This window comes from Kitasatospora sp. NPDC089797 (genome assembly GCF_040684795.1).
Lineage (GTDB): Bacteria > Actinomycetota > Actinomycetes > Streptomycetales > Streptomycetaceae > Kitasatospora.
In genome coordinates this window covers 37,091-56,195 of record NZ_JBFBGS010000012.1, presented here as the reverse complement: position 1 = coordinate 56,195, position 19,105 = coordinate 37,091, and the positions used below count along the sequence as shown (strand labels likewise).

At 77.5% G+C, this 19,105-nt stretch carries 10 protein-coding genes; 2 read left to right on the top strand and 8 right to left on the bottom strand.

Annotated features, from left to right (window positions below; translation table 11 throughout):
• Positions 1-452 precede the first annotated feature (452 nt).
• The 3 genes from AB0O91_RS11780 to AB0O91_RS11770 all read right to left on the bottom strand — a co-directional run bounded on the left by AB0O91_RS11780 (position 453) and on the right by AB0O91_RS11770 (position 5,961).
• On the bottom strand, positions 453-2,333 hold the full coding sequence (locus tag AB0O91_RS11780) for a hypothetical protein (protein WP_363430527.1): 1,881 nt from the start codon (positions 2,331-2,333) through the stop codon (positions 453-455).
• A gap of 265 nt (positions 2,334-2,598) precedes the next feature.
• On the bottom strand, positions 2,599-3,429 hold the full coding sequence (locus tag AB0O91_RS11775; RefSeq protein ID WP_363430524.1) for a class I SAM-dependent methyltransferase: 831 nt from the start codon (positions 3,427-3,429) through the stop codon (positions 2,599-2,601).
• A 117-nt stretch (positions 3,430-3,546) separates the two neighbouring features.
• Positions 3,547-5,961 (bottom strand): BTAD domain-containing putative transcriptional regulator, encoded by a 2,415-nt coding sequence (locus AB0O91_RS11770; RefSeq protein WP_363430521.1) that lies wholly within the window; start codon positions 5,959-5,961, stop codon positions 3,547-3,549.
• Between the two features lie 343 nt (positions 5,962-6,304).
• Here AB0O91_RS11770 and AB0O91_RS11765 point away from each other — a divergent pair, with 343 nt between their 5' ends.
• Positions 6,305-9,361 (top strand): AfsR/SARP family transcriptional regulator, encoded by a 3,057-nt coding sequence (locus AB0O91_RS11765; protein WP_363430519.1) that lies wholly within the window; start codon positions 6,305-6,307, stop codon positions 9,359-9,361.
• On the opposite strand, the gene AB0O91_RS11760 is transcribed toward AB0O91_RS11765, so the two are convergent.
• The 5 genes from AB0O91_RS11760 to AB0O91_RS11740 all read right to left on the bottom strand — a co-directional run bounded on the left by AB0O91_RS11760 (position 9,301) and on the right by AB0O91_RS11740 (position 16,888).
• The gene (locus AB0O91_RS11760) at positions 9,301-9,888 is read right to left on the bottom strand and encodes a sigma-70 family RNA polymerase sigma factor (protein ID WP_363430516.1); all 588 of its coding nucleotides are present in this window, start codon (positions 9,886-9,888) and stop codon (positions 9,301-9,303) included. The two genes, AB0O91_RS11765 and AB0O91_RS11760, sit on opposite strands and share 61 nt — an antisense overlap.
• A gap of 248 nt (positions 9,889-10,136) precedes the next feature.
• A complete protein-coding gene (locus AB0O91_RS11755) occupies positions 10,137-10,538 on the bottom strand; it encodes a hypothetical protein (protein ID WP_363430513.1) in 402 nt (133 codons plus the stop codon).
• Positions 10,539-10,627: 89 nt separating this feature from the next.
• Positions 10,628-11,935 carry a S8 family serine peptidase gene (locus AB0O91_RS11750; RefSeq protein WP_363430510.1) on the bottom strand — a complete coding sequence of 436 codons (1,308 nt, stop codon included), beginning with the start codon at positions 11,933-11,935 and terminating at the stop codon, positions 10,628-10,630.
• Positions 11,932-15,309: a right-handed parallel beta-helix repeat-containing protein gene (locus AB0O91_RS11745; protein WP_363430507.1), complete on the bottom strand. Its 3,378-nt coding sequence runs from the start codon at positions 15,307-15,309 to the stop codon at positions 11,932-11,934. Before AB0O91_RS11745 ends, AB0O91_RS11750 begins: the two co-directional genes overlap by 4 nt.
• A 46-nt stretch (positions 15,310-15,355) precedes the next feature.
• Positions 15,356-16,888, bottom strand: a complete 1,533-nt coding sequence (locus AB0O91_RS11740) for a hypothetical protein (protein ID WP_363430504.1) — start codon at positions 16,886-16,888, stop codon at positions 15,356-15,358.
• 229 nt (positions 16,889-17,117) lie between these two features.
• Between AB0O91_RS11740 and AB0O91_RS11735 the strand changes: the two genes are divergently transcribed.
• A complete protein-coding gene (locus tag AB0O91_RS11735) occupies positions 17,118-19,097 on the top strand; it encodes a hypothetical protein (RefSeq protein WP_363430502.1) in 1,980 nt (659 codons plus the stop codon).
• The last annotated feature ends 8 nt before the right edge of the window (positions 19,098-19,105 follow it).

Sequence of the window (19,105 nt, the reverse complement as noted above, 5' to 3'; positions counted from 1 at the left end):
TCCAGCTCTGGGCCTGCACCAAGAGCCACGACCGACTGCTGTTCCGCAGCACCCCGCACCCCGACGATCCGGGCGGCACCACGATCGACCTGCTGTTCACGCCTGCCGAGGTGCTGCGGATCCGGGACGGCTACGACGGCCTGGTCGTCCGCTGACCGGGCCCGGGGGCGGACTCGACCTGGCCTCGGTGCCGGACCTGACCTCCGCCCTGGGCGGCGATCCCGCCGGTCCGGTCCGTCGGGAACGCCACCGCCGGGTCCACGTCGTGCTGACCCGGGTGGAGCGGGACGGCCGGACGGCCGTGTCGGGCGCCGGAGTGTTCCTCACCGAGGCGGACGCGGAGTGTGCCCGGGCCGCGCTCGCCCCTCGGGTCGCGGACTGCTGGGTCGAAGCCCTCCCGATCGCCGTGTGGTCCCCGGCCGTCCCGGGGACGGCCGGGGACGGCGGCGGTGTCACCGGACCCGCTCGGCCTCCCGGCGCCGGCGGGTGCCGACCATGCCGAAGCCCCCGCCGAGCAGCAGCAGGGCGCCCGCGCCCTCCATGAGCACCCCGGTGGCGTCGCCGCCGCCGGTGTGCGCCAGGGCCTGGCCGGTCCGGGTGTCCGGGTCGGCGGTGGCCGCCGGGCCGGCGGCGACGGCGGCCCCGGTCCGGGCCGGCGGCTGGGTCACGGGCGCGGCCGGGGCGGGGATCACCGTGGTGGTCTCGTCGGTCGGCTCCGGGTCGTCGGCCGTGCCGGCGGCGTTGGGCTCGGGGGTCGGGCTCGCGGTCGGGACCTGGCTCGGGGACTGCGCCGGGGTCTGGCCCGGGTTCTGACTCGGGGTCTGGCTCGGGGTCTGACCCGGGACCTGGCTCGGGGTCTGGCTCGGCTGGGCGGTTCCGGAACCGGTGCCGGTCGGGCCGGGCGCCGGTGCCGCGGGCGAGGTGCAGTCCGCGGTGGGCGTCGCCCCGCTCTTCGGACCGCCCGGAGCGGAGGCGGTGCGCGTCGTGGTGGCGCCCTGCCCGGTGGGAGCCGCGGACGTCGTGGCGGGCCCGGGCGTGCCGTGCCCGGTCCGGCTCGGCGTCGGGCTCGCCGTCGGGCTCGCCGAGGGGCGGTCGGAGGCGTCGGCCGTCGGGGCGGCCGACCCGCCGGGCGTGGGCGACTCGCCGGGCGTGGCCGGGATCCTGGTCGCGGCGCGCCGGGCCTGGAGGCGGGTGGCCGCCGGGGAGGGCGAGGCGCCGGGCGCGGGCGACTCGCCGTCGTCGGCCGGCTGCGCGGTGGTGCTGACACCGGTCGAGGGCTTCGGGCCCGGGCAGGTGGAGCCGCCGACCGGCCCCGAGGGCGCGGAGTCGACGTGGTAGCCGGCCACGATCTTCGTGAACGCGTACGGGTCCTGCGGGATCCCGTCGCAGACCGAGGCGCTCTCCTTGGTGAACGCCCCGCTGCAGGAGCGGTCCCGGTTGACGGCCCAGTAGGTGAAGCGGGCGAGGTGGTGGGCGGCGGCGAAGTCCCGCATGGCGCTGAAGTCCGCCGGGCTCACCACCTCGTCCTTGCTGTCGGAGTGCCCGTTCATGGACGACAGTCCGGTGTGCCGCCACGCGGTGTCGGCGTCGTAGCCGTAGGCCCGGACGAGGGTCTGCTGGAGGCCGCCGAGGGCGGAGACCGTGGCGTCCACCATGGTGCCGGGGTGGCTGTCGAAGTCGAACGGCATCACCGTCCAACCGTCCACCTCCACCCGGGCCTTGGCCGCCCGGGCGATCAGGTCGGCACCGGACGCGTCCGGGCCGTCGAGCTCCGCGCTGAAGGTGACGTACACCCGCAGGCCCGGGTTCTTCGCCTTGACCACGCCGAGCGCCTCGGCCACCCGCTGCCGGGCGTCGGCGCTCGCCAGCTCGGTGGCTTCCATGTCGATGTCGATCGCCTTCAGCTGGTAGGCGTCGATCACCTTCTGGTAGGCGGCGGCGAGTTGGGTGGAGTCCGTGCACTTCTCCCCGAGCTTGGCGCCGTCCCAGCCGCCGAAAGAGGCGACCACCTCGCCACCGGCCGCGCGGATCGCGCGGATCTTCGCCTCGTCGTCCCCGCCGGTCAGCGGCCGTTGGCCGTCCCAGCGCGGGTCGCAGCCCTGCCCGGCGAGCAGGAAGGCCAGCGTGAACTGCTTGAGCCCGGTCGCCTTCATCACCGCGACCGGGTCCGGGGCGTCACCCCACCCCAGGTACTCGTACGCGGCGTTGAGGCCGACCGGGTCGGCGGAGGCGGCCGGGGCGTCGTTCTGCGCGACGATCAGGACGCCGCCGGCCGCGATCGCGGTGGCTGCGGCGGCGATCCGACGGCGGCGGCTGAGCCGGTGTTTGGGCATGACGGGGCTCTCCTGGGCTGGGGCGGGGACCGGGACCGGCTGCTCGGGGTCCGGTGCGGGACGCCCCCGCGACCGCCGGTCGGCGCCCGGCTCGTCCCGGGCCCGCCGCCGCCCACGGGGATTTCTCGCCGGGGGATACGGCGCACCACCCCCGCCCGGTTCACCGCCCCGGCGACGCGCCCGCCCGCCGGGCCCGACGGTCGCCCTTCCGGCCCGGCGGGGCGGCTGCCCCGCCTGCCGCTGACGAGCGGTACCGGGGCAGCCGCTATCGCTGGGACGGATCGTCTGCGGCCGAAGCACGGGCGGCGATGACGGCCTCGGTGCGGACACGCTCGTCGAACGGCCCGCCGTCGGGGGCGAAGGCGTTCAGGGCCCGGCGGAGGTCCTGTTCGAAGGCTGCCCGGCCGGGGCCGAGCGCGGCCGGGCTGGTGAAGCTGTAGGAGAGCTGAAGACCGATGACCTCGTCCACGCTGCGGCTGACGGTCCGGTCCCAGTGGACCTCCTCGATCCGGGAGAACGGCGAGCGGAGCAGGACCTCCCGGTGACGCACGTCGGGGTACCCGGCCGGCCCGGATCCCCGCAGGCGTTCCGGGTCCAGATGATGGCGGCGGACCCCCTCGACCACGCGCAGCCAGGGCGGCGGTTCGAGGTCGTCGTGCCGGGCGCCGCAGGTCGCCAGCACCACCGCGCCTCCGGGCTCGATCAGGGTGTCCAGGTCGCGTAGCAGCCGTTCCCGGTCCGTCCAGTGGAACGAGGCTCCCATCACCGTCAGCAGCACCGGTCCCACGTCCAGCGCGAGCAGGGTGTCGGAGCTTCCGCGTCGCCAGTCGACACCGGTCACCCCTGCCCGGGCGGCGAGCCGGCGGCCCTCGGCGAGCATCGCGGGCTCCGGATCGACGGCGATCACCTCGCGCAGGAGGGGAGCCAGCGGCAGCGTGAGAGCCCCGCTGCCCGCCCCCAGGTCCAGCACGCGCTGGGAGCCGTCCAGGGAGAAACGTCGGCCGAGCAGGGCGAACAGGCGGGAATCGTACGCGGGCCGGTACCTGGCGTAGTACGGCACCGTCGAGGCGAACAACCCACCGGGCGAAGGCTTCACGGCTCCATTGAAGACCACCCACCGGCGCGGGCCGGTCCGGCCGGTCACGTGAGCGGCGCTGTCCCGTGCCTGGGCAGGGGTGGGAGTTCCGACGAGCCTCATCGACGGTCCCGACGGTCAGCCGCCCGGCGAGGCCGCCTCCTCCGCCCGTGGGCCGGGCAGCCGGGGGCGCGGCACCCGGGCGTCCACCGCCCGGGCGCCACCGGGCGGGTCCGCCCACCGCACCACGGGGATGCCCCGCAGCAGGTCGGCGAGCAGCCGGTCCATCAGGTCGGCCTCTCCGCACTCCGGCCCGTCGTGCCCCGGCCCGCCGTGCTCCGAACCCTCGCGCGGCCCGGCGCCGTGGGGAGCGTCGTCGTGGGGAGCGTCGTCGTCGTGGGCGTGGCCACGGGCCGGTCCGGCCCCGCCGTCGCCGCCGTCCCCGCCGGCCGGGCCGCGGCAGGCTTCGGCGAGGGTGCGGCTCAGCCGGTCGAGCAGGCCCTCCGGCCCGCCGGCCGGGCCGGGCCGGCCGGGGTCGGCCCGCTCGGTCACCTGCCGGGCCAGGCCGGTGACCAGTCCGCGGGCCAGCTCCAGGGCCTGCTCGGCGGTCTCGAACGCCCGGGCCGAGACGCACCGGGCCGGGACGGCGGCGGTGAGGCGCTCCAGGGCCGCGGTGGCCGCGTCGACGGCGTGGTCGAGCAGCCGGCGGGTGGCCTCGGCGCGGTCCTGGTCGGGGAGTTCGGCGGCCAGCTCGGCGGCGTAGAGGCCGGCCAGCCGGTCACCGCGGAAGCGGCCGGGTGAGGACTCCTGGACGAGGTGGGCCGCGTCGAGCTCGGCGAGCAGCTCGCGGGCGCGGGCCCGGGGGACGTCGGCGAGGGCGGCGGCGGCCGCGCCGTCCAGGGTCCCGCCGGGGTGCAGCCCGGAGAGGGTGAAGAGCCGGCGGGCCTCCTCGGGCAGGGCGCTGACGGTCCGGCCGAGGGCGGCCGCGATGCCGAGGGTGCCGCCGGTGGCGAGCGCGGAGAGTCCGGTGCTCCGGTCGGACATCTCGTCCACCAGGTCGCCGAGGCTCCAGGCCGGCCGGGAGGCGAGCCGGGCGCCCGCGACCCGCAGCGCGAGCGGCAGCCGGTCGCAGAGGGCGGCGAGCCGGCGGGCGGCGGCGGGCTCGGCCGCGATCCGCCCGGGTCCGGCGATCCGGCCGAGCAGTTCGACGGCCTCGCCCTCGGAGAGGCCGCCGACCGGCAGCGGGATGGCGGCCTCGTGGACGACCAGGTCGGTCAGCCGGGAGCGGCTGGTGATCACGACGACCGGCTCGGGGGCGCCGGGCAGCAGCGGTTCGACCTGTTCGGCGGAGCGTGCGCCGTCCAGGACCAGCAGCAGCTGCCGACCTTCGGTCAGCCGGCGGAGCAGGGCGCCCGCCCGGACCTGGTCCTCGGGCACCTCGGCGGCCGGCACGCCCAGGCGGGTGAGCAGCAGGGCAAGGGCCGCGGTGGCGGTGAGGGGGTCCTCCTCGCCGAAGCCGCGCAGGTCGAGGTGGATCCGGCCGTCGGGGAAGCGTTCGCCCCGGGCGTGCGCCCAGTGCAGGACGAGGCTGCTCTTGCCGGCCCCGGCGACCCCGGTGACGAGCACGGGCCGGCCGTCGGCGCGGCAGGCGGCCTCGTCCAGGCGGCGCAGTTCGGCGGCGCGCCCGACCAGGGCGGTGCCCGGCCGGGGCAGGGCGTCGCCGGGACCGGCGGCCCGCTCGGCCCTGGCGCCGGGGCCGCTTCCGGCGCCGAACCCGAACCCGGCACCGGCACCGGCACCGACCCGGACGCCGTCGGCGGTGCCGTCCGCCGCCCCCGGCGGGTCGGCGGCCTGGCCGGCCCGGCGCAGCAGCTGGCCCGGCGTCAGGCCGTGGGCGGCCAGCCGGGCCTGGGCCCGCTCCTGGGCGGCGCGGGCGTCGGCCTCCCGCCCGGCCTGGCGCAGGCAGCGGACCAGCAGGGCGGCGGTGGGTTCGCGCAGCGGGTCGGCGCTGACGGCCGTCCGGAGGTCGTCGAGGGCCTCCGTGCCGCGGCCGAGGGTGAGCAGTCGTTCGGCGAGCCGCTCGACGGCGTGGGCACGGGCGGTGTCGAGCCGTCGGCCGGTTGTCGCGGTGAGGGTCGCGGAGCCGGAGTCGGTCAGGGCGGGCCCGTCCCACAGGTCGAGGGCCTCGCGCAGCAGGGCGGCGGCGCGGTCGGCGTCGGCGGTCTCCTCGGCGGCGGCGGCGAGCTGTTCGAAGCGCTTGGCATCGACCGTCTCCGGTGCGCCGACCAGGACGTAGCCCTGGGCCCGGGTGACCAGGGCCAGGCCCTCGCCGAGGCTGCGCCGGACGGCGGAGACGTGCCCCTGGAGGGCCGCCCGGGCGGTGGGCGGCGGGGCGCCCTCCCAGACCGTGTCGAGCAGCCGCTCGACCGGTACGTGGCCGTTGAGCTCGCTGGCGAGCAGGGCGAGCACGGCTCTGCGGCGCGCGCCCGCCAGGGCGACGGGGCGCCCCTGCTCGCAGCGGAGTTCGACTCGGCCCAGCAGCCGGACGCGCACACTCACTCCCGAGGGCCGGAGGACTTGACGGAACGCGCCGAGAATACGAAGCGTTCCGATCTTCGTCCAAGCCCCCGGATGGAATGGTAAGGAAACACAACTACCAAGTGCCACAAGGGATTCAAGGCCCCCGGACGCCCCGGTGGCAACACCCAAGGTTCGTACGGAGTTCACTTTCCGCTTACCATGTGCACGGCATCTCCGCCGCTTCGACCGGGTGCGTACGCGTTCGATCGACGCGCGTAGACCCACCGGTCGGACCAGGTGGTTGAATAACCCGGCCCGGCAGTTCCGCCGGAGGCCGCCGGCACGGTTCGCCGGGAGCCGCAGACAGGGGGAGCGCATGCGCATTCGGCTGCTCGGGCCCACCGAGCTGAAGGCCTCGGACGGCCGCACGGTGCCGATCACCGGGGCCAAGCGCCGCGCGGTGCTGGCCCTCCTGGCCCTGGAGCTCGGCCGCTGCGTGCGCATCGAGCGGTTCTACGACCTGATGTGGGCGGACGAACCCCCGGTCCAGGCCAAGGCCGCACTCCAGGGGCACATCGCCGCGCTGCGCAAGCTGCTGCCCGGCACCGGGCTCACCCTGCACACCCAGGCCCCCGGCTACCTCCTCGACGGCGACCGCGAAGCCGTCGACCTGCACCGGCTCACCGCCCTCACCACCCGCGCCGCCGCCGAGCCCGACGACACCACCGCGGCCGCCCTGCTCGGCGAGGCACTCGACCTCTGGGAGGGGCCCGCCCTCGCCGACCTGCCCGACACCGAGCAGCGCCGCACCCTCGCCAACCGGCTGGACAGCAGCCGCGAACAGGCCCTGCACGACCGGGCGGAACGGCTGCTGCGCACCGGCCGCGGCGCCGCCGCACTGCCCGCCCTCGAACAGCACCTCCACACCGGCTGGCTCCAGGAGCCGACCGTCGCCCTGCTGGTGCGCTGCCTGCACCAGGCCGGGCGCCCGGCCGAGGCGCTGCGGCTCTACCACGGCACCCGCGCCGCACTCGCGGCCGAACTGGGCCTGCACCCGGGCCCGGCGCTGCAGGCCGCCCTCACCACCGTGCTCGCCGACGAACGGGCCGCGGCGACCGACGGCACCCCGGCGGCCGCCGCACCCGGCCGGACCGCACCCCGACCGACCGCGCCCCACCCCAGCGCGTCCCACCCCGGCGCTGCCGACCCGACCGCACCCCGGCCGACCGCGTCCCGCCGGACCTCGCCCGCGGAACCGACCCGGCCGGACCCGCCGACGCCCGGGCCACTGCCGCTCCCCCGGCCCGCCGCCCCCGCGCAGTTCCCCACCCCCGCCGCCACCCCCAGCGCCGCCCCCGCGCCGCGCCCCGCCGCCGGGCCGCTGCCCCGCCGCACCGCCGGCTTCGTCGGCCGGGAAGCCGAACTGCACTGGCTCGACCACGCCTGCGGCCGCGAACGCCCCGACCACGCGCTGGCCGTCGTGGTCGGCGCGGCCGGCGCCGGCAAGACCGCCACCGTGGTCCGCTGGGCGCACACCGCCGCCCCCGGCTTCCGGGACGGCACCCTCCACTGCGACCTGCGCGGCTTCGACCCGGCCCGGCCCAGCGCCCCGGCCGAAGTGCTCGGCGGCTTCCTGCGCGCCCTCGGACTGGCCGAGGCCGAGATCCCCGAGGACCACGCCCGGCGCGGGGCGCTCTACCGCGCCCTCACCGCCGAGCGCGAGCTGCTGGTGCTGCTCGACAACGCCCGCAGCGCCGAGGACGTCGCCGAACTGCTGCCCGCCGGGCCGCGCTGCGCCACCGTGGTGACCAGCCGGCACACCCTGGAGGACCTGATCGTCACCGAGGGCGCCGCCCTGCTGCGCCTGGAGGCGCTGCCCGCGGCGGACGCCCTGGCGCTGCTCGCCCAGGTGCTCGGCGAGGACCGGCTGGCCGCCGAACCCGCCGCCGCCCGGCGGCTGGCCGGGCTCTGCGACCACCTCCCGCTCGCCCTGCGGATCGCCGCCGCCCGGCTGGCCGCCCAGCCCTCCTGGAGCGTCGCCGACCTGGTCGCCGAGGCGGAGGACGACCGCACCCGGCTGCCCGCGCTGGACGCCCAGGGCGGCGTGAGCGTGCGCTCCGCCCTCAACCTGACCCTGCGCCGGCTGCGGCCGACGGCCGCCCGGCTGGTCCCGCTGCTGGCGGTCCACCCCGGTCCGGAGATCGACGTACCGGCCGCGGCCGCGCTGCTCGGCGCGCCGCCCGCGGAGGTCCGCGCCGCGCTCGGCACCCTGGCCGCCCACCACCTGCTCACCGAGACCGCCCCGGGCCGCTACGGCCGGCACGACCTGATCCGGCTCTACAGCCGGGAGTTGCTCGACGGCGAGCCGCCCGCCCACCGGCACGCGGCGCTCACCCGCCTGCTGGACTACTACCTGACCGCCGCCACGGTGGGCGCCGGCCGGCTCCAGCCGCACCTGACCGAGTTCGAGCAGCCGGTGGCGTTCCGCCCGCCCGTACTGCCCGAACTCCCGGACGTCCGCGCCGCGTTGGACTGGTTCCGGACCGAGGAGCCGACCGTCCGGGCGCTGGTCGCGGCCGGCACCGAGGCCGGCGAGCACGACCGCGCCTGGCAGCTCGCCTTCCTCGCCAACTGCCTGTACTTCGGCGCCGGCCGGCTCACCGACCGGCTCGACTGCCTGCGGCACGGCCTGACCGCCGCCGTCCGCACCGGCGACCCGGTCCCGATCGCCCTGGTGGAGGCGGCCACCGCACGGGCGCTCAGCGGCAAGCGGCACCCGGTCGAGGCCCTCGCCCTGGCCCGCCGCGCCGCCGACCGGACCGCCGGGCACGACGGACCGGCCCAGGTCTACACCATGGCGGTCCTGGCGGTCGCCCTCGCCGACCACGGCGAACTCGCCGAGGGCCTGCGGCTCTCCGACGCCACCCTCCGACGGCTGGACGCCCTGGGGCTGCACGACCACGGCGCAGCCGTGCTGAGCAACGCCGCCACGCTGGCCGCCCAGGCCGGCGACGGCGCGACCGCGCTGCGGCACGCCCGGGAGGCCCGTCGGCTGCTCGCCGCGCACCCCCACGCCACCTTCCACCTGTTCGCGCTCGCCGACGAGGCGTACGCCCTCCAACTCCTCGGCCGGGCCGCCGAGTCCGAGCAGGGCTGGCTGGAGGCGGCGGAACGCTGCCGGGCCAGCGGGGCGCGGCACCTGGAGGCCGCGGTCGAGCAGCACTACGCGGACTTCCTGCTGGCCGTCGACCGCCCCCGGGAGGCGGCCGAACGCCTGGGCCGGGCACGGGAGTTGCACCAGCGCTCGGGCGACACCCGGAACGCGGCCGAACTCGGGGCGCGGATCGCGGTGATCGAGCGGGCGACCGGGGATCAGACCGCGACGCCGATTCCCCGCGCCTCCAGGATCGGCCGCAGCGCGCGCACCGCGTAGAAGCTGCGGGACTTCACCGTCCCCACCGCGACGCCCAGCACCTTCGCCGCCTCGGTCATCGAACGGCCGCGCAGGTGCAGTTCCACCAGCACCTCCCGGTGGTGCGGCTGGAGTTCGGCCATCGCGGTCTCCAGGTCCCGGGCGGCGAGCGCCTGGTCGTACGCGTCATGCGCGGCCGGGCGCTCGTCGGGGGCCTCGTCGGCCACCTCCTGGACCCGCGCGGTGGCCATCCGGTAGTGGTCGATCGCGATCCGGCGGGCCACCGTGAACAGCCAGGGCCGGCTCTGTTCGAGGCCCCGCTCGATGGCGGCCGGGTTCTGCCAGGCGCGCAGCAGGGTCTCCTGCACGATGTCCTCGGCCTTGCCGCGGTCACCGCTGGTGACTCTCAGCATGGCCCGCATCAGGTACGGGCCGTGCAGGCGGTACAGCTCCGCCAGGGTGTCCTGGTCCAGGGTCGCTCGGCCCCGCACGGGCTGGTCGGTGCCCTGTGGGGCCCCTTCGGGGGAAGCGGCGGCTTCCACGGCCACGGCTCTGTCCTTCGCTCCGGTACAACGGCGTCGGCGAGGAGCGGCGGGGTGCTGTTCGATGTCGGTCCCCGGGGCCTCGCCCTGACGGGACCACCGTTCCAGCCGCCGCCAAATTCCGCCCAACGATCGACCAACGACCTGCGCGGCCCCCGCGTTGGCGGGCTTTGGCGGGCCGGCGCGCCGCACCGACGGGCCTTCAGCCCGACCGGCGCGCCCCCACCCGCACCACCGGCGGAGCGTCGCCCCGGTCAGCGACCGGTCACCAGGGCGGCACCGAGCCGCTGGACGCCCGCCTCGCCGAAGCGCCGGATCAGCACCGCGACCCAGTCGCCGAGCTCGGCCCGCTCGCGCTCGCTCCAGCCCGCCGCGGACGGGTGCTCGTCGACCACCAGGACGCGGGCGAGCAGCAGGTCGACGGCGCCCGGCGTCGGCCGGGGCCGCCCGGCCAGGCCCTGGAGCGCCAGTCTTCGGGTCACCGCCAGCACCTCCCGCACGGGTGCCGGCGGCACGCTCCAGCCGCTCGGCAGGGCCTCGGCGGCGCCCTCCGGACCGTCCTCCCGGCCGGTGTCCCGGGCCAGCCACGAGCCGATCAGCCGCCGCGCCGTCTCCTCGTCGTCCAGCCCCGCCGCCGTGACCGTCGTCATCGCCATCGGATCCCGCCTCATCCGTCCGCCCGGCCCGTGGACCGGGCCCTTCCGTTCCTGTCATGGAGGTGAACGGCTGACGTGCTTCCGGATGTTCAGCGATTCACGGCCGACGGGGCGGACGGTGTCGGACGGCTCGCCGGACTCCCCCCGTCGGCGCGGCCGCGCCGACGGCCGAGCCGGGCCGCCAGGGCGCCGAGGCCGACCAGCAGCACCAGGCCCGCGCTGCCGCCCGCGACCGCCAGGGCGCGCCGGTCCCCCGAACGGTCCGGGCCCGGCGGGATCACCGGCGGCGCGGCGGCCGGGCCGGGCCCGGCCGTGGACCAGGAGGCGGTCACGGCCGCCACCGGGTCCACCTCGCCGTACCCCACCGCGGCGTCCGGCAGCCGGCCGCCGGGGTGGTAGGCGGTGGCCTCCAGCCGGCGGATCAGCTGCTCCGGGGTCAGGTCCGGGCGCAGCGCCAGCAGCAGTGCGGCGGCGCCGGCCACGTGGGCGGTGGCGCAGCCGGGGCCGGAGGCGGTGAACACCCCGCCGCCGAGGCCGGGGCCGGTCACCGCCAGCCCGGGCGCGGAGAGGTCCACCCGTCCGTCCGGAACGCCCGTCGCGCTGCCGCCCGAGCCGACCGCGGCGACCGCGAGCACCCCCGGGTAGGAGGCGGGGAACACCGGCGCGCTGCCGGTTCCCCGGGCGTCCGGGCCGACCGGCGCGACCACCAGCACGCCGTGCGCCGCCGCGTACGCGACCGCCGCGGAGAGCGCGTCGCTCGGCCCGGGGACGGGCACCACGACCGCGACGACCCGCGCGCCCCGGTCGACCGCGGCGCGGATCCCGGCGCCCAGCAGGTCGGGGGTGGTGGTGCCGGCGTCGTCGGTGACCGCCACGGCCAGCACCCGGGCGTCCGGGGCGAGCCCGGCCGGTGCGCCGTCGGCGCCGCGCCCGGCCACCAGCCCGGCCGCGAAGGTGCCGTACCCCACGCAGTCGCGGCCGGCGTCGCCGGAGCCGGTGAGCCGGGGCCCGAGTTGGAGCCGTCCGGCCAGTGCCGGTGCCCCGGCGTCCACGCCGGAGCCGACCACCGCGACCGTCACCCCGGCGCCCCGGCTCACCGGCCAGGCGTCCTCGGGGCGCAGCTCGGCCCGGGCCCAGCCGGCGCCGTCGGCGGTGCGGTCCGAGGGCTGGAGGCAGCCGGTGCGCTGGACGTCCGGCCGGGTCTGGGTGACGTCCGGCGGAGCCGCCGCGCCCCCGGACGGCGCCGGGGTGGGTGCGGCCGCCGCCGACGGGACGGTGCCCGCCCACAGCGCGCCGGCCAGCACGATCCCGGCCGCGCGCCGCCGCACCGCCCTCCGCCGCCGCACCGCGCACCGCCCGGGGAGGCCGCCGGACGCCGCCGGGCCGGTGCCGCTCACACCGCTCCGCCCGACCGCGCCGGCGCGACGTCCTGCGGCAGCAGCAGGCTGAGTTCGGCCAGGTCGGAGACGTCCAGTCGGCTGAGCCGGCCCGCCTGGCGGGTGATCATGCCCTCCAGGGTCTGCCGGGCGGTGCGGCCGTTGCCGAAGGTGCGGTCGCGCGCCATCGCGGCGAAGGCCCCGGTGAGGGTGTCGACGGTGTCCGGCGCCAGCACGTAGCCGGCCTTCTCGGCGTGCAGGCCGACGATGGTGACGAGCTCCTCGTCCGTGTAGTGCTCGAACTCGATCTGCCGGGAGAAGCGCGACGCGAGGCCCGGGTTCGAGGCCAGGAAGCCGCGCATCTCGTCCTCGTAGCCGGCCACGATGACCACCACCTCGTCGCGGTGGTCCTCCATCAGCTTCATCAGGGTGTCCACGGCCTCCTGGCCGAAGTCGTTGCCGGCGCCGCCGCGCGGGGTGAGGGTGTAGGCCTCGTCGACGAACAGCACGCCGCCGCGGGCCCGGTCGAAGGCCTCCTTGGTGAGCTGGGCGGTGTGGCCGACGTAGCGGCCGACCAGGTCGGCGCGGGCGGTCTCGACGAGTTGGCCGGTGGGCAGCACGCCGAGTTCGGCGAGCAGCCGCCCGTAGAGCCGGGCGACGGTGGTCTTGCCGGTGCCGGGCGGCCCGGCGAAGACCAGGTGGTGGCTGATCGCGGCGGTCGGCAGGCCGGCCTCCTCGCGGCGGCGGACCTGGGTGATCAGGTTGACCAGGTCCTCGACCTGCTCCTTGGCGGCCGGCAGGCCGACCATGGCGCGCAGTTCGGCGAGGATCCCGGTGCTGTCCAGGGCCCGGGCCGGGGCGGCGTCCGCCGCCCCGGTGTCGGCCGCGACCAGCAGCGCGAGGTCCTCGTCGGTGATCTCGGCCTGGGTGGCGAGCCGGGTGGCCTGGCGGTCGACCATCTCCTCGAAGACCTTGCGGGCGGCCCGGCCGTTGCCGAAGTCCGGCCCCTTGGGCATCCGTTCGAAGAGCGCGGTGAGCGCCTCCCGGGTGCCGTCGGCGAGTTCGTAGCCGTGTCCGGAGGCCGCCGTGGCGACGATGGTGACCAGCTCGTCCACCGCGTAGTTGGCGAACTCGACGGTGCGGCTGAAGCGGGAGGCCAGGCCGGGGTTGCTGGCCAGGAAGTCGGTCATCTCGGCGGAGTAGCCGGCCACGATCACCACGATGTCGTCGCGGTGGTCCTCCATCAGCTTGACCAGGGTGTCGATCGCCTCGCGCCCGAAGTCCGGCCCGGTGCCGCCGGATCCGGCGGACAGCGTGTAGGCCTCGTCGATGAACAGCACGCCGCCGAGCGCCTCGTTGAACACCTCGGTGGTCTTCAGCGCGGTGCCGCCGACGATCGCGGCGACCAGGTCGGCCCGGGCGACCTCGGTGAGGTGGCCGCTGCGCAGGACGCCGAGTTCGGCCAGGATGCTGCCGTAGAGGCGGGCGACGGTGGTCTTCCCGGTCCCGGGCGGCCCGGCGAAGATCAGGTGCCGGCTCATCGGCAGGGCGGGCATCCCGGCGAGTTCGCGCCGCCGGGCCAGCCGGTTGAGGTTGACCAGGGTGGCGACCTGCTCCTTCACCGCGGCCAGGCCGACCAGCGCCTCCAGCACCTCCAGCGGGCCGCGCGGCGCGGCGGGGGCCGGTGCGGCCCCGCCCGGCGGGAGCGGCTCGCCGGGCGCGCACGGTTCACCGGGCCCGCCCGGGCCCTCGGCGGTCGCCGCGCCGCGCGTCCCGGCGTCGGCGCTCGCCGAGCCGTGCGCGTCGGGGTGACCGTTCTCCCGGCTCTGCAGGTTCTCCACCGACAGCCGGCTGCTGGGGGCGGTCTGCCGCAGGCCGGAGCCGCGGTTGCCGGTGACGGTGCAGTCGGTCGCCCGGACGGCGTCGGTGGAGTCGACCCGGATGCCGTCCGCCGTGTTGTCCAGCGCCTCCAGCCGGCCCAGGACGGCGCGGGCGCCGGCCCCGATCCGCAGGCCGTGCCGGCCGTTGGCCCGGGCCCGGACCCGGGTGCAGGTCAGGTCGCCGCCGTCCTCGACGGCGAGGCCGTCCCCGGTGGACTCGGCCACCTCGCAGTCCCGCAGGGTGGCCACGCCGCCCGCGCCGACCTGCACGCCGACGCCCTCGGCGCCGCGCACGGTGGTGCCGCCGACGAAGGTGTTGGCGCCGTCCTCGACCAGCACGCCGACCCGACCGGCCGCCAGCACGGTGGAGTCCTCCAGCCGGCCGCGGCCGTCCCGGACGGCCTCCACGCCGTTGCCGCGCGCGGAGGTGACGGTGATCCGGCGCAGCAGCGGGTTGGCGCCGTCGCCGATCCGCACCCCGGCGCCGCCGGCGTCCACCACGTCGAGCCGGACGAGTTCGGCGGCGCTCTCGCCGCCGAGGTCGACGCCGGTGTCGCCGCAGTCGCGCACCACGAGGCCGGTCAGCACCGGTCCGGCGAAGTCGTCGACGTGCACGCCGACCGTCTCGGCGCCGCTGACCTCGCAGTCCTCGAAGGTGCCGCGCGAGCGCCCGGTGACGTGGATGCCGTGGCCGCGGGTCCGCACCGCGCGGCAGCGGCGCAGCAGCGGGTCGGTGCCGTTGCCCAGCACGAAGCCGTGGCCGCCGGTGGCGGTGACGGTGCAGTCCTCCAGCTCGACCCGGGCGGCGGAGCTGATGTAGACGCCGAGCACGGTGTCGCGGACGGCGGTGCGCAGGACGCGGGTGGTGCTGTGCTCCTCCAGGGCGATGGCGGGCTTGTCGGTGGTGGAGATCTCGCAGTCCTCGATGGTGCCCCGGGCCTCGCCGTTGGCGCACACGCCGTTGCCGCGGGCGTCGCGCAGCACGCAGTTGCGCACCACCGGGTTGGCGCTCTCGCCGATCACCAGCGCGGAGGTGCCGAGGTGTTCGATGACGGTGTCCTCGATGACGCTGGCGCCGGTGGAGGTCTCGACGATGCCGGCGCCGGCCGAGTTGACGATCCGGCAGCCGCGCATGGCCAGCGCGCCCTGCTGGCGGGTGAGCACGGCCGTCCAGGAGTTGCCGACCACCTCGCAGTCCTGGAGCGCGGCCTGGCCGCGCGGCACGTCGACGGCGGGCAGTTCGTCGTCCTGGCCGTGCAGCACCAGTCCGGTGAGCTGGACGGCCTCGGCGACGACCTGGACCACGCAGCCGCGGCGCGGGGTGATCCGGACCGTGCCGCGGACGTCCTCGGCGGCGATGGTGACCAGCTTGGTGATCACCAGGTTCTCCTCGTACCGCCCGGGGCGCACCGAGATCACCGCCCCGGGGCGGGCGGCCTCCAGGGCCTCGCCGATCGTGCGGTAGGTGCCGCCGGCCCCCTGCTCCTGGCACACCGTCAGCACATGGCGCGACATGGCTCGCCTTCCCTTTCGTCTGCTTGCTTCGTGCGCTGCGACCGGGTCACCCGGTGCAGTCGACCTTCACGGTGGAGGCGGCCAGGCGGGAGCCCGCGGTGCCGCCCCAGTCGATGCCGCGGGTGTGCAGCATGACGCCGATCCGGCCGCCGCTGAGCTGGTACGTCCCGACGCCGACCCACTGGCCCCGGTTCTGCGGCTGGTTGACCGTGAACGATCCGGCCGTTCCGCCGCCGCTGTTCTGGACGGTGTAGTAGGCGGGGGCGCCGCCGACCGCCTTGAGGTCGCCGTTGTTCGGGATGTACAGCGAGATCCGGCAGCTGCCGGAGCTGACCGGACCGGTGGAGAAGGTCCAGGTCACCGAGTTGCCGTCGTCCTTGCCGCGGTCGCCGGACATCGGTACGGAGGTGTACTCGCCGTCGCAGCCGGTGCCGCCGTCGTGGTTGGTGACCCAGTCGCGGGAGCCGCCCGAGCGGCCGTTCTCGCGGTAGCCGGTGCCGTCGGTGCCGCAGCCCGGCCCGGCCAGGGCGGTGTAGGACGGTGCGGCGGGCGGCTGCCTGGGCTGCGGTGGGGGCTGCTGGGGCGGCGGGCCGGCCGGCTGGGCCGGGGGCGGCGCGGGGGCCTGCACCGCGCCGCCGGGCTGGGCGCCGGCGGCGGCGGGGCGGGCGGGCGCGTCGGGTGCGGAGTGGCCGGCGGGGGCCGGGCCGGCCGCCTGGACCGGCGGCGCCGCGGCGGCCACCGCGACGCCGGGGGCGGCCGGCTGGTCGGGCGTTCCGGGGGCGGGCGGGCCGGGGGCCGGGGTCGCGGCCGGGTCGGTGGGCGTCCCGGTGGGGGTCGCCGGCCCTGGGGTGGCGGAGGCCGACGCCGTCCCGGTCCCGGTCGGGCCGACGGGGGCGGCGGGGGCCGGGGCGGGGGCGTCGGGGCGGCTGGTACCGGTCCCGCCGATCGGCTCGACGGCGTCGGTGCCGACCTCGCCGTGCCCCAGCACCAGCGGCAGGCCCATCAGCACGACGCCGACCGCGGCGGCCGCGACGGCCGGGCGGGGGATGCGGCGACGGCCGGAGCGCTCCTCGGCGGGCCGGGGCGCTCCGGGCTCGTCGGTCCCGCTGGTGCCGGACCCGGTGGCGGCCGGGCCGGCGGTCGAGGGGGCGACGGGGGCGAGGTGCCGCGCCGCCCGGGCGGGGGCCTGGCCGAGGGCGCGGGTGAGCGCGACCAGCCGGGCGGCCCCGGAGCCGCCGGGCCGCGCGGGGCCGGACGGGCCGGGCGCGGGCTGCGGCTGCGGCTCGGGTTCGGGCGCTGCGACAGGCGTGACAGCGGTTCCGGCTCCGGCTCCGGCTCCGGCTCCGGCGTCAGGTTCAACGGCCTTGGCAGGTACGGAAGTTACCACAGATCCGAGCGGGGCGACGGACGCGACGGCGGGCATCGGGGAGCCGGCGGGCGGGGCGGCCGCGACCGCCGGCCCGGCCGGGTCGGCGGCGCCGACCGGCTCCTGTGCCCCCTCCTCGTCCATCCCCCAGGCCAGCACCGGCAGCTGGTACCCGGTCGATCCGCCGCCGTTCTCGTCCTGGCTCGTGCCCACCACTGCTCCCTGGCTCCCGTCGTCGTCCCGCCGTCCCGGTGTCCCGGTTCCGGGAGACCCCGACACCCGTGCCGCCGACGTCTCCGCCACGGAGCACGGACGGACCGCCGGGTCCGGTTCACCGTCCCGGCGGAAATTTCCGCACGGACCGGCCCGACCGGTGAACCGCCCGGCCGGGGCGGGGCGTTCACCCTGTCGACCTGTTCCAGGCCCCGACCGAGGAGAGCCCATGTCCCCTGCCCGTGCCGGCCGGCGCACCGCCCTGCGCGCCGCCGTCGCCGTCTCCGCCCTGGCCGGACTGGCCGGACTCGGCGTCGGCTGGGCGGCCCCGGCCGCCCTCGCCGCCGGTCCGCACCCGGCCCCCGGCAGCTCCGCGCCCGACGCACCGGCCGGCGGCGGGACGGACTGGCTGCACGTCGCCGACGGCCGGCTGGTGTACGGCCACGACGCCCAGGGCAACCGGATCCCGGACTTCTCCTACGCCGGGTACCGCAACGGCGCCCAGCCGCTGCCGACCGCCAAGGCCGCCGTGACCCTGGACCCGGCCGCGAGCGGCGACGACGCCGACCGCATCCAGGCGGCGCTGGACAAGGTCGCGGCCCTGCCCCAGGGGCCGGACGGGCTGCGCGGCGCGGTGCAGCTGTCGGCCGGCACCTTCCGGGTCGGCAAGCCGCTGCGGATCAAGGCCTCCGGCGTGGTGCTGCGCGGCGCGGGGAGCGGGGGCGGCGGCACCAAGCTGGTCGCCTCGGGCGAGCCGCGGCCGCTGGTCGAGCTGGCCGGTGAGGGCGCGCCGCAGAAGACCGGCGCCGACCACGCCGTCACCGACGACTACGTTCCGGTGGGCGCGACCACGCTGACCCTGGACTCGACCGCGGGCCTCAAGGTCGGCCAGCAGATCGTGGTGCAGCGGCCGCAGGAGGACGCCTGGATCAAGGCGCTCGGCATGGACCACATCCCGCCCCGCCCGGACGGCACCCCCTCCAAGCCGTGGACCCCCAACGACGGCCAGGAGTTCCAGCGCACCGTCAGCGCGATCGACGGCAACAAGGTGACGATCGACATCCCGCTGACCAACGCCCTGGAGAAGCAGTACACCCACGCCAAGGTGTGGGCGTACGACTTCCCCGGCCGGATCTCCCAGGTCGGCGTGGAGGGCTTCAGCGCCGACGGCTCGGCCTTCACCTCGGCACCCGGCTACGACGAGCACGGCTACTTCGCCAGCCGCTTCGTGGACTTCGCCGCCGTCCAGGACGCCTGGGCCCGGGACATCGCCGCCGACCGGTTCGGCGCGGGCGTCGGCTCGATCGGCGCCACCGCCTCCCGGGTCACCGTCACCGACACCGCCGCCACCGGCATGGAGCACGCCGTCCCCCAGCGCTCGCCGTTCGCCCAGCCCGGCGCGTACAGCATCGACGGCCAGCAGAGCCTGGTCGTCAACTGCAAGGTCAGCGGCAGCAATGTGCACGCCTGGCTGACCGGCGCCCGGGTCGCCGGGCCCAATGTGTTCTCGCACTGCACCTCGGACAACACCGGGGGCTTCCGGCTGGACGCCGGCCCGCACCAGCGCTGGGCCACCGGCACCCTGTACGACGACATCACGATGCTGCACTCGCGCGGCCCGAGCGACGACCTGGCGCTCACCAACCGGGCCAACGCGGGCTCCGGACAGGGCTGGGCGGGCGCCAACCAGGTGATGTGGAACGCCAACGTCGGCTACTACGGCGTGGAGAACCCGCCCACCGCGCACAACTGGGCGTTCGGCACCCGGGGCACGCCGGTCGAGGGCCGCCAGACCGGGGAGCTGGTGTCCACCGGCACGCCCGTCCAGCCGGAGAGCCTGTACGCCCAGCAGCTCGCCGAGCGCGGCGGCACCGCCCCGGCCCCGAAGCCGACCCCGACCCCGACCGAGGGGCCGGGCACCGCCCCGACCGGCACCCCGGCACCGAAGCCCAGCACCGCGCCGGGCACTGCGACCGCCTCCCCGAGCGCCACCACGGTCGCGCCGACCGGCACCGCCACCGGCACGCCGTCGGCGGACCGCAGCAGCACCGGCGCGGCGGCCGCGGCCGGCTCCTCCGGCAGCAGCCTGGCCTCGACCGGCTCGGAGGGGGTGTCCACGATGCTGACCGTCGCGGGCGGCGCCCTGCTCGTGGGCGGAGTGGCCCTCGGCCTGGCCCGCGAGCGGCGCCGGGGCCGGCACACCGGCTGACCCGGGCC

Bases quoted from the DNA above. Each gene is read 5' to 3' on its own strand.
- AB0O91_RS11780 (WP_363430527.1), bottom strand. From the start codon at position 2,333: ATGCCCAAACACCGGCTCAGCCGCCGCCGTCGGATCGCCGCCGCAGCC.
- AB0O91_RS11765 (WP_363430519.1), top strand. From the start codon at position 6,305: ATGCGCATTCGGCTGCTCGGGCCCACCGAGCTGAAGGCCTCGGACGGC.
- AB0O91_RS11755 (WP_363430513.1), bottom strand. From the start codon at position 10,538: ATGGCGATGACGACGGTCACGGCGGCGGGGCTGGACGACGAGGAGACG.
- AB0O91_RS11745 (WP_363430507.1), bottom strand. From the start codon at position 15,309: ATGTCGCGCCATGTGCTGACGGTGTGCCAGGAGCAGGGGGCCGGCGGC.
- AB0O91_RS11735 (WP_363430502.1), top strand. From the start codon at position 17,118: ATGTCCCCTGCCCGTGCCGGCCGGCGCACCGCCCTGCGCGCCGCCGTC.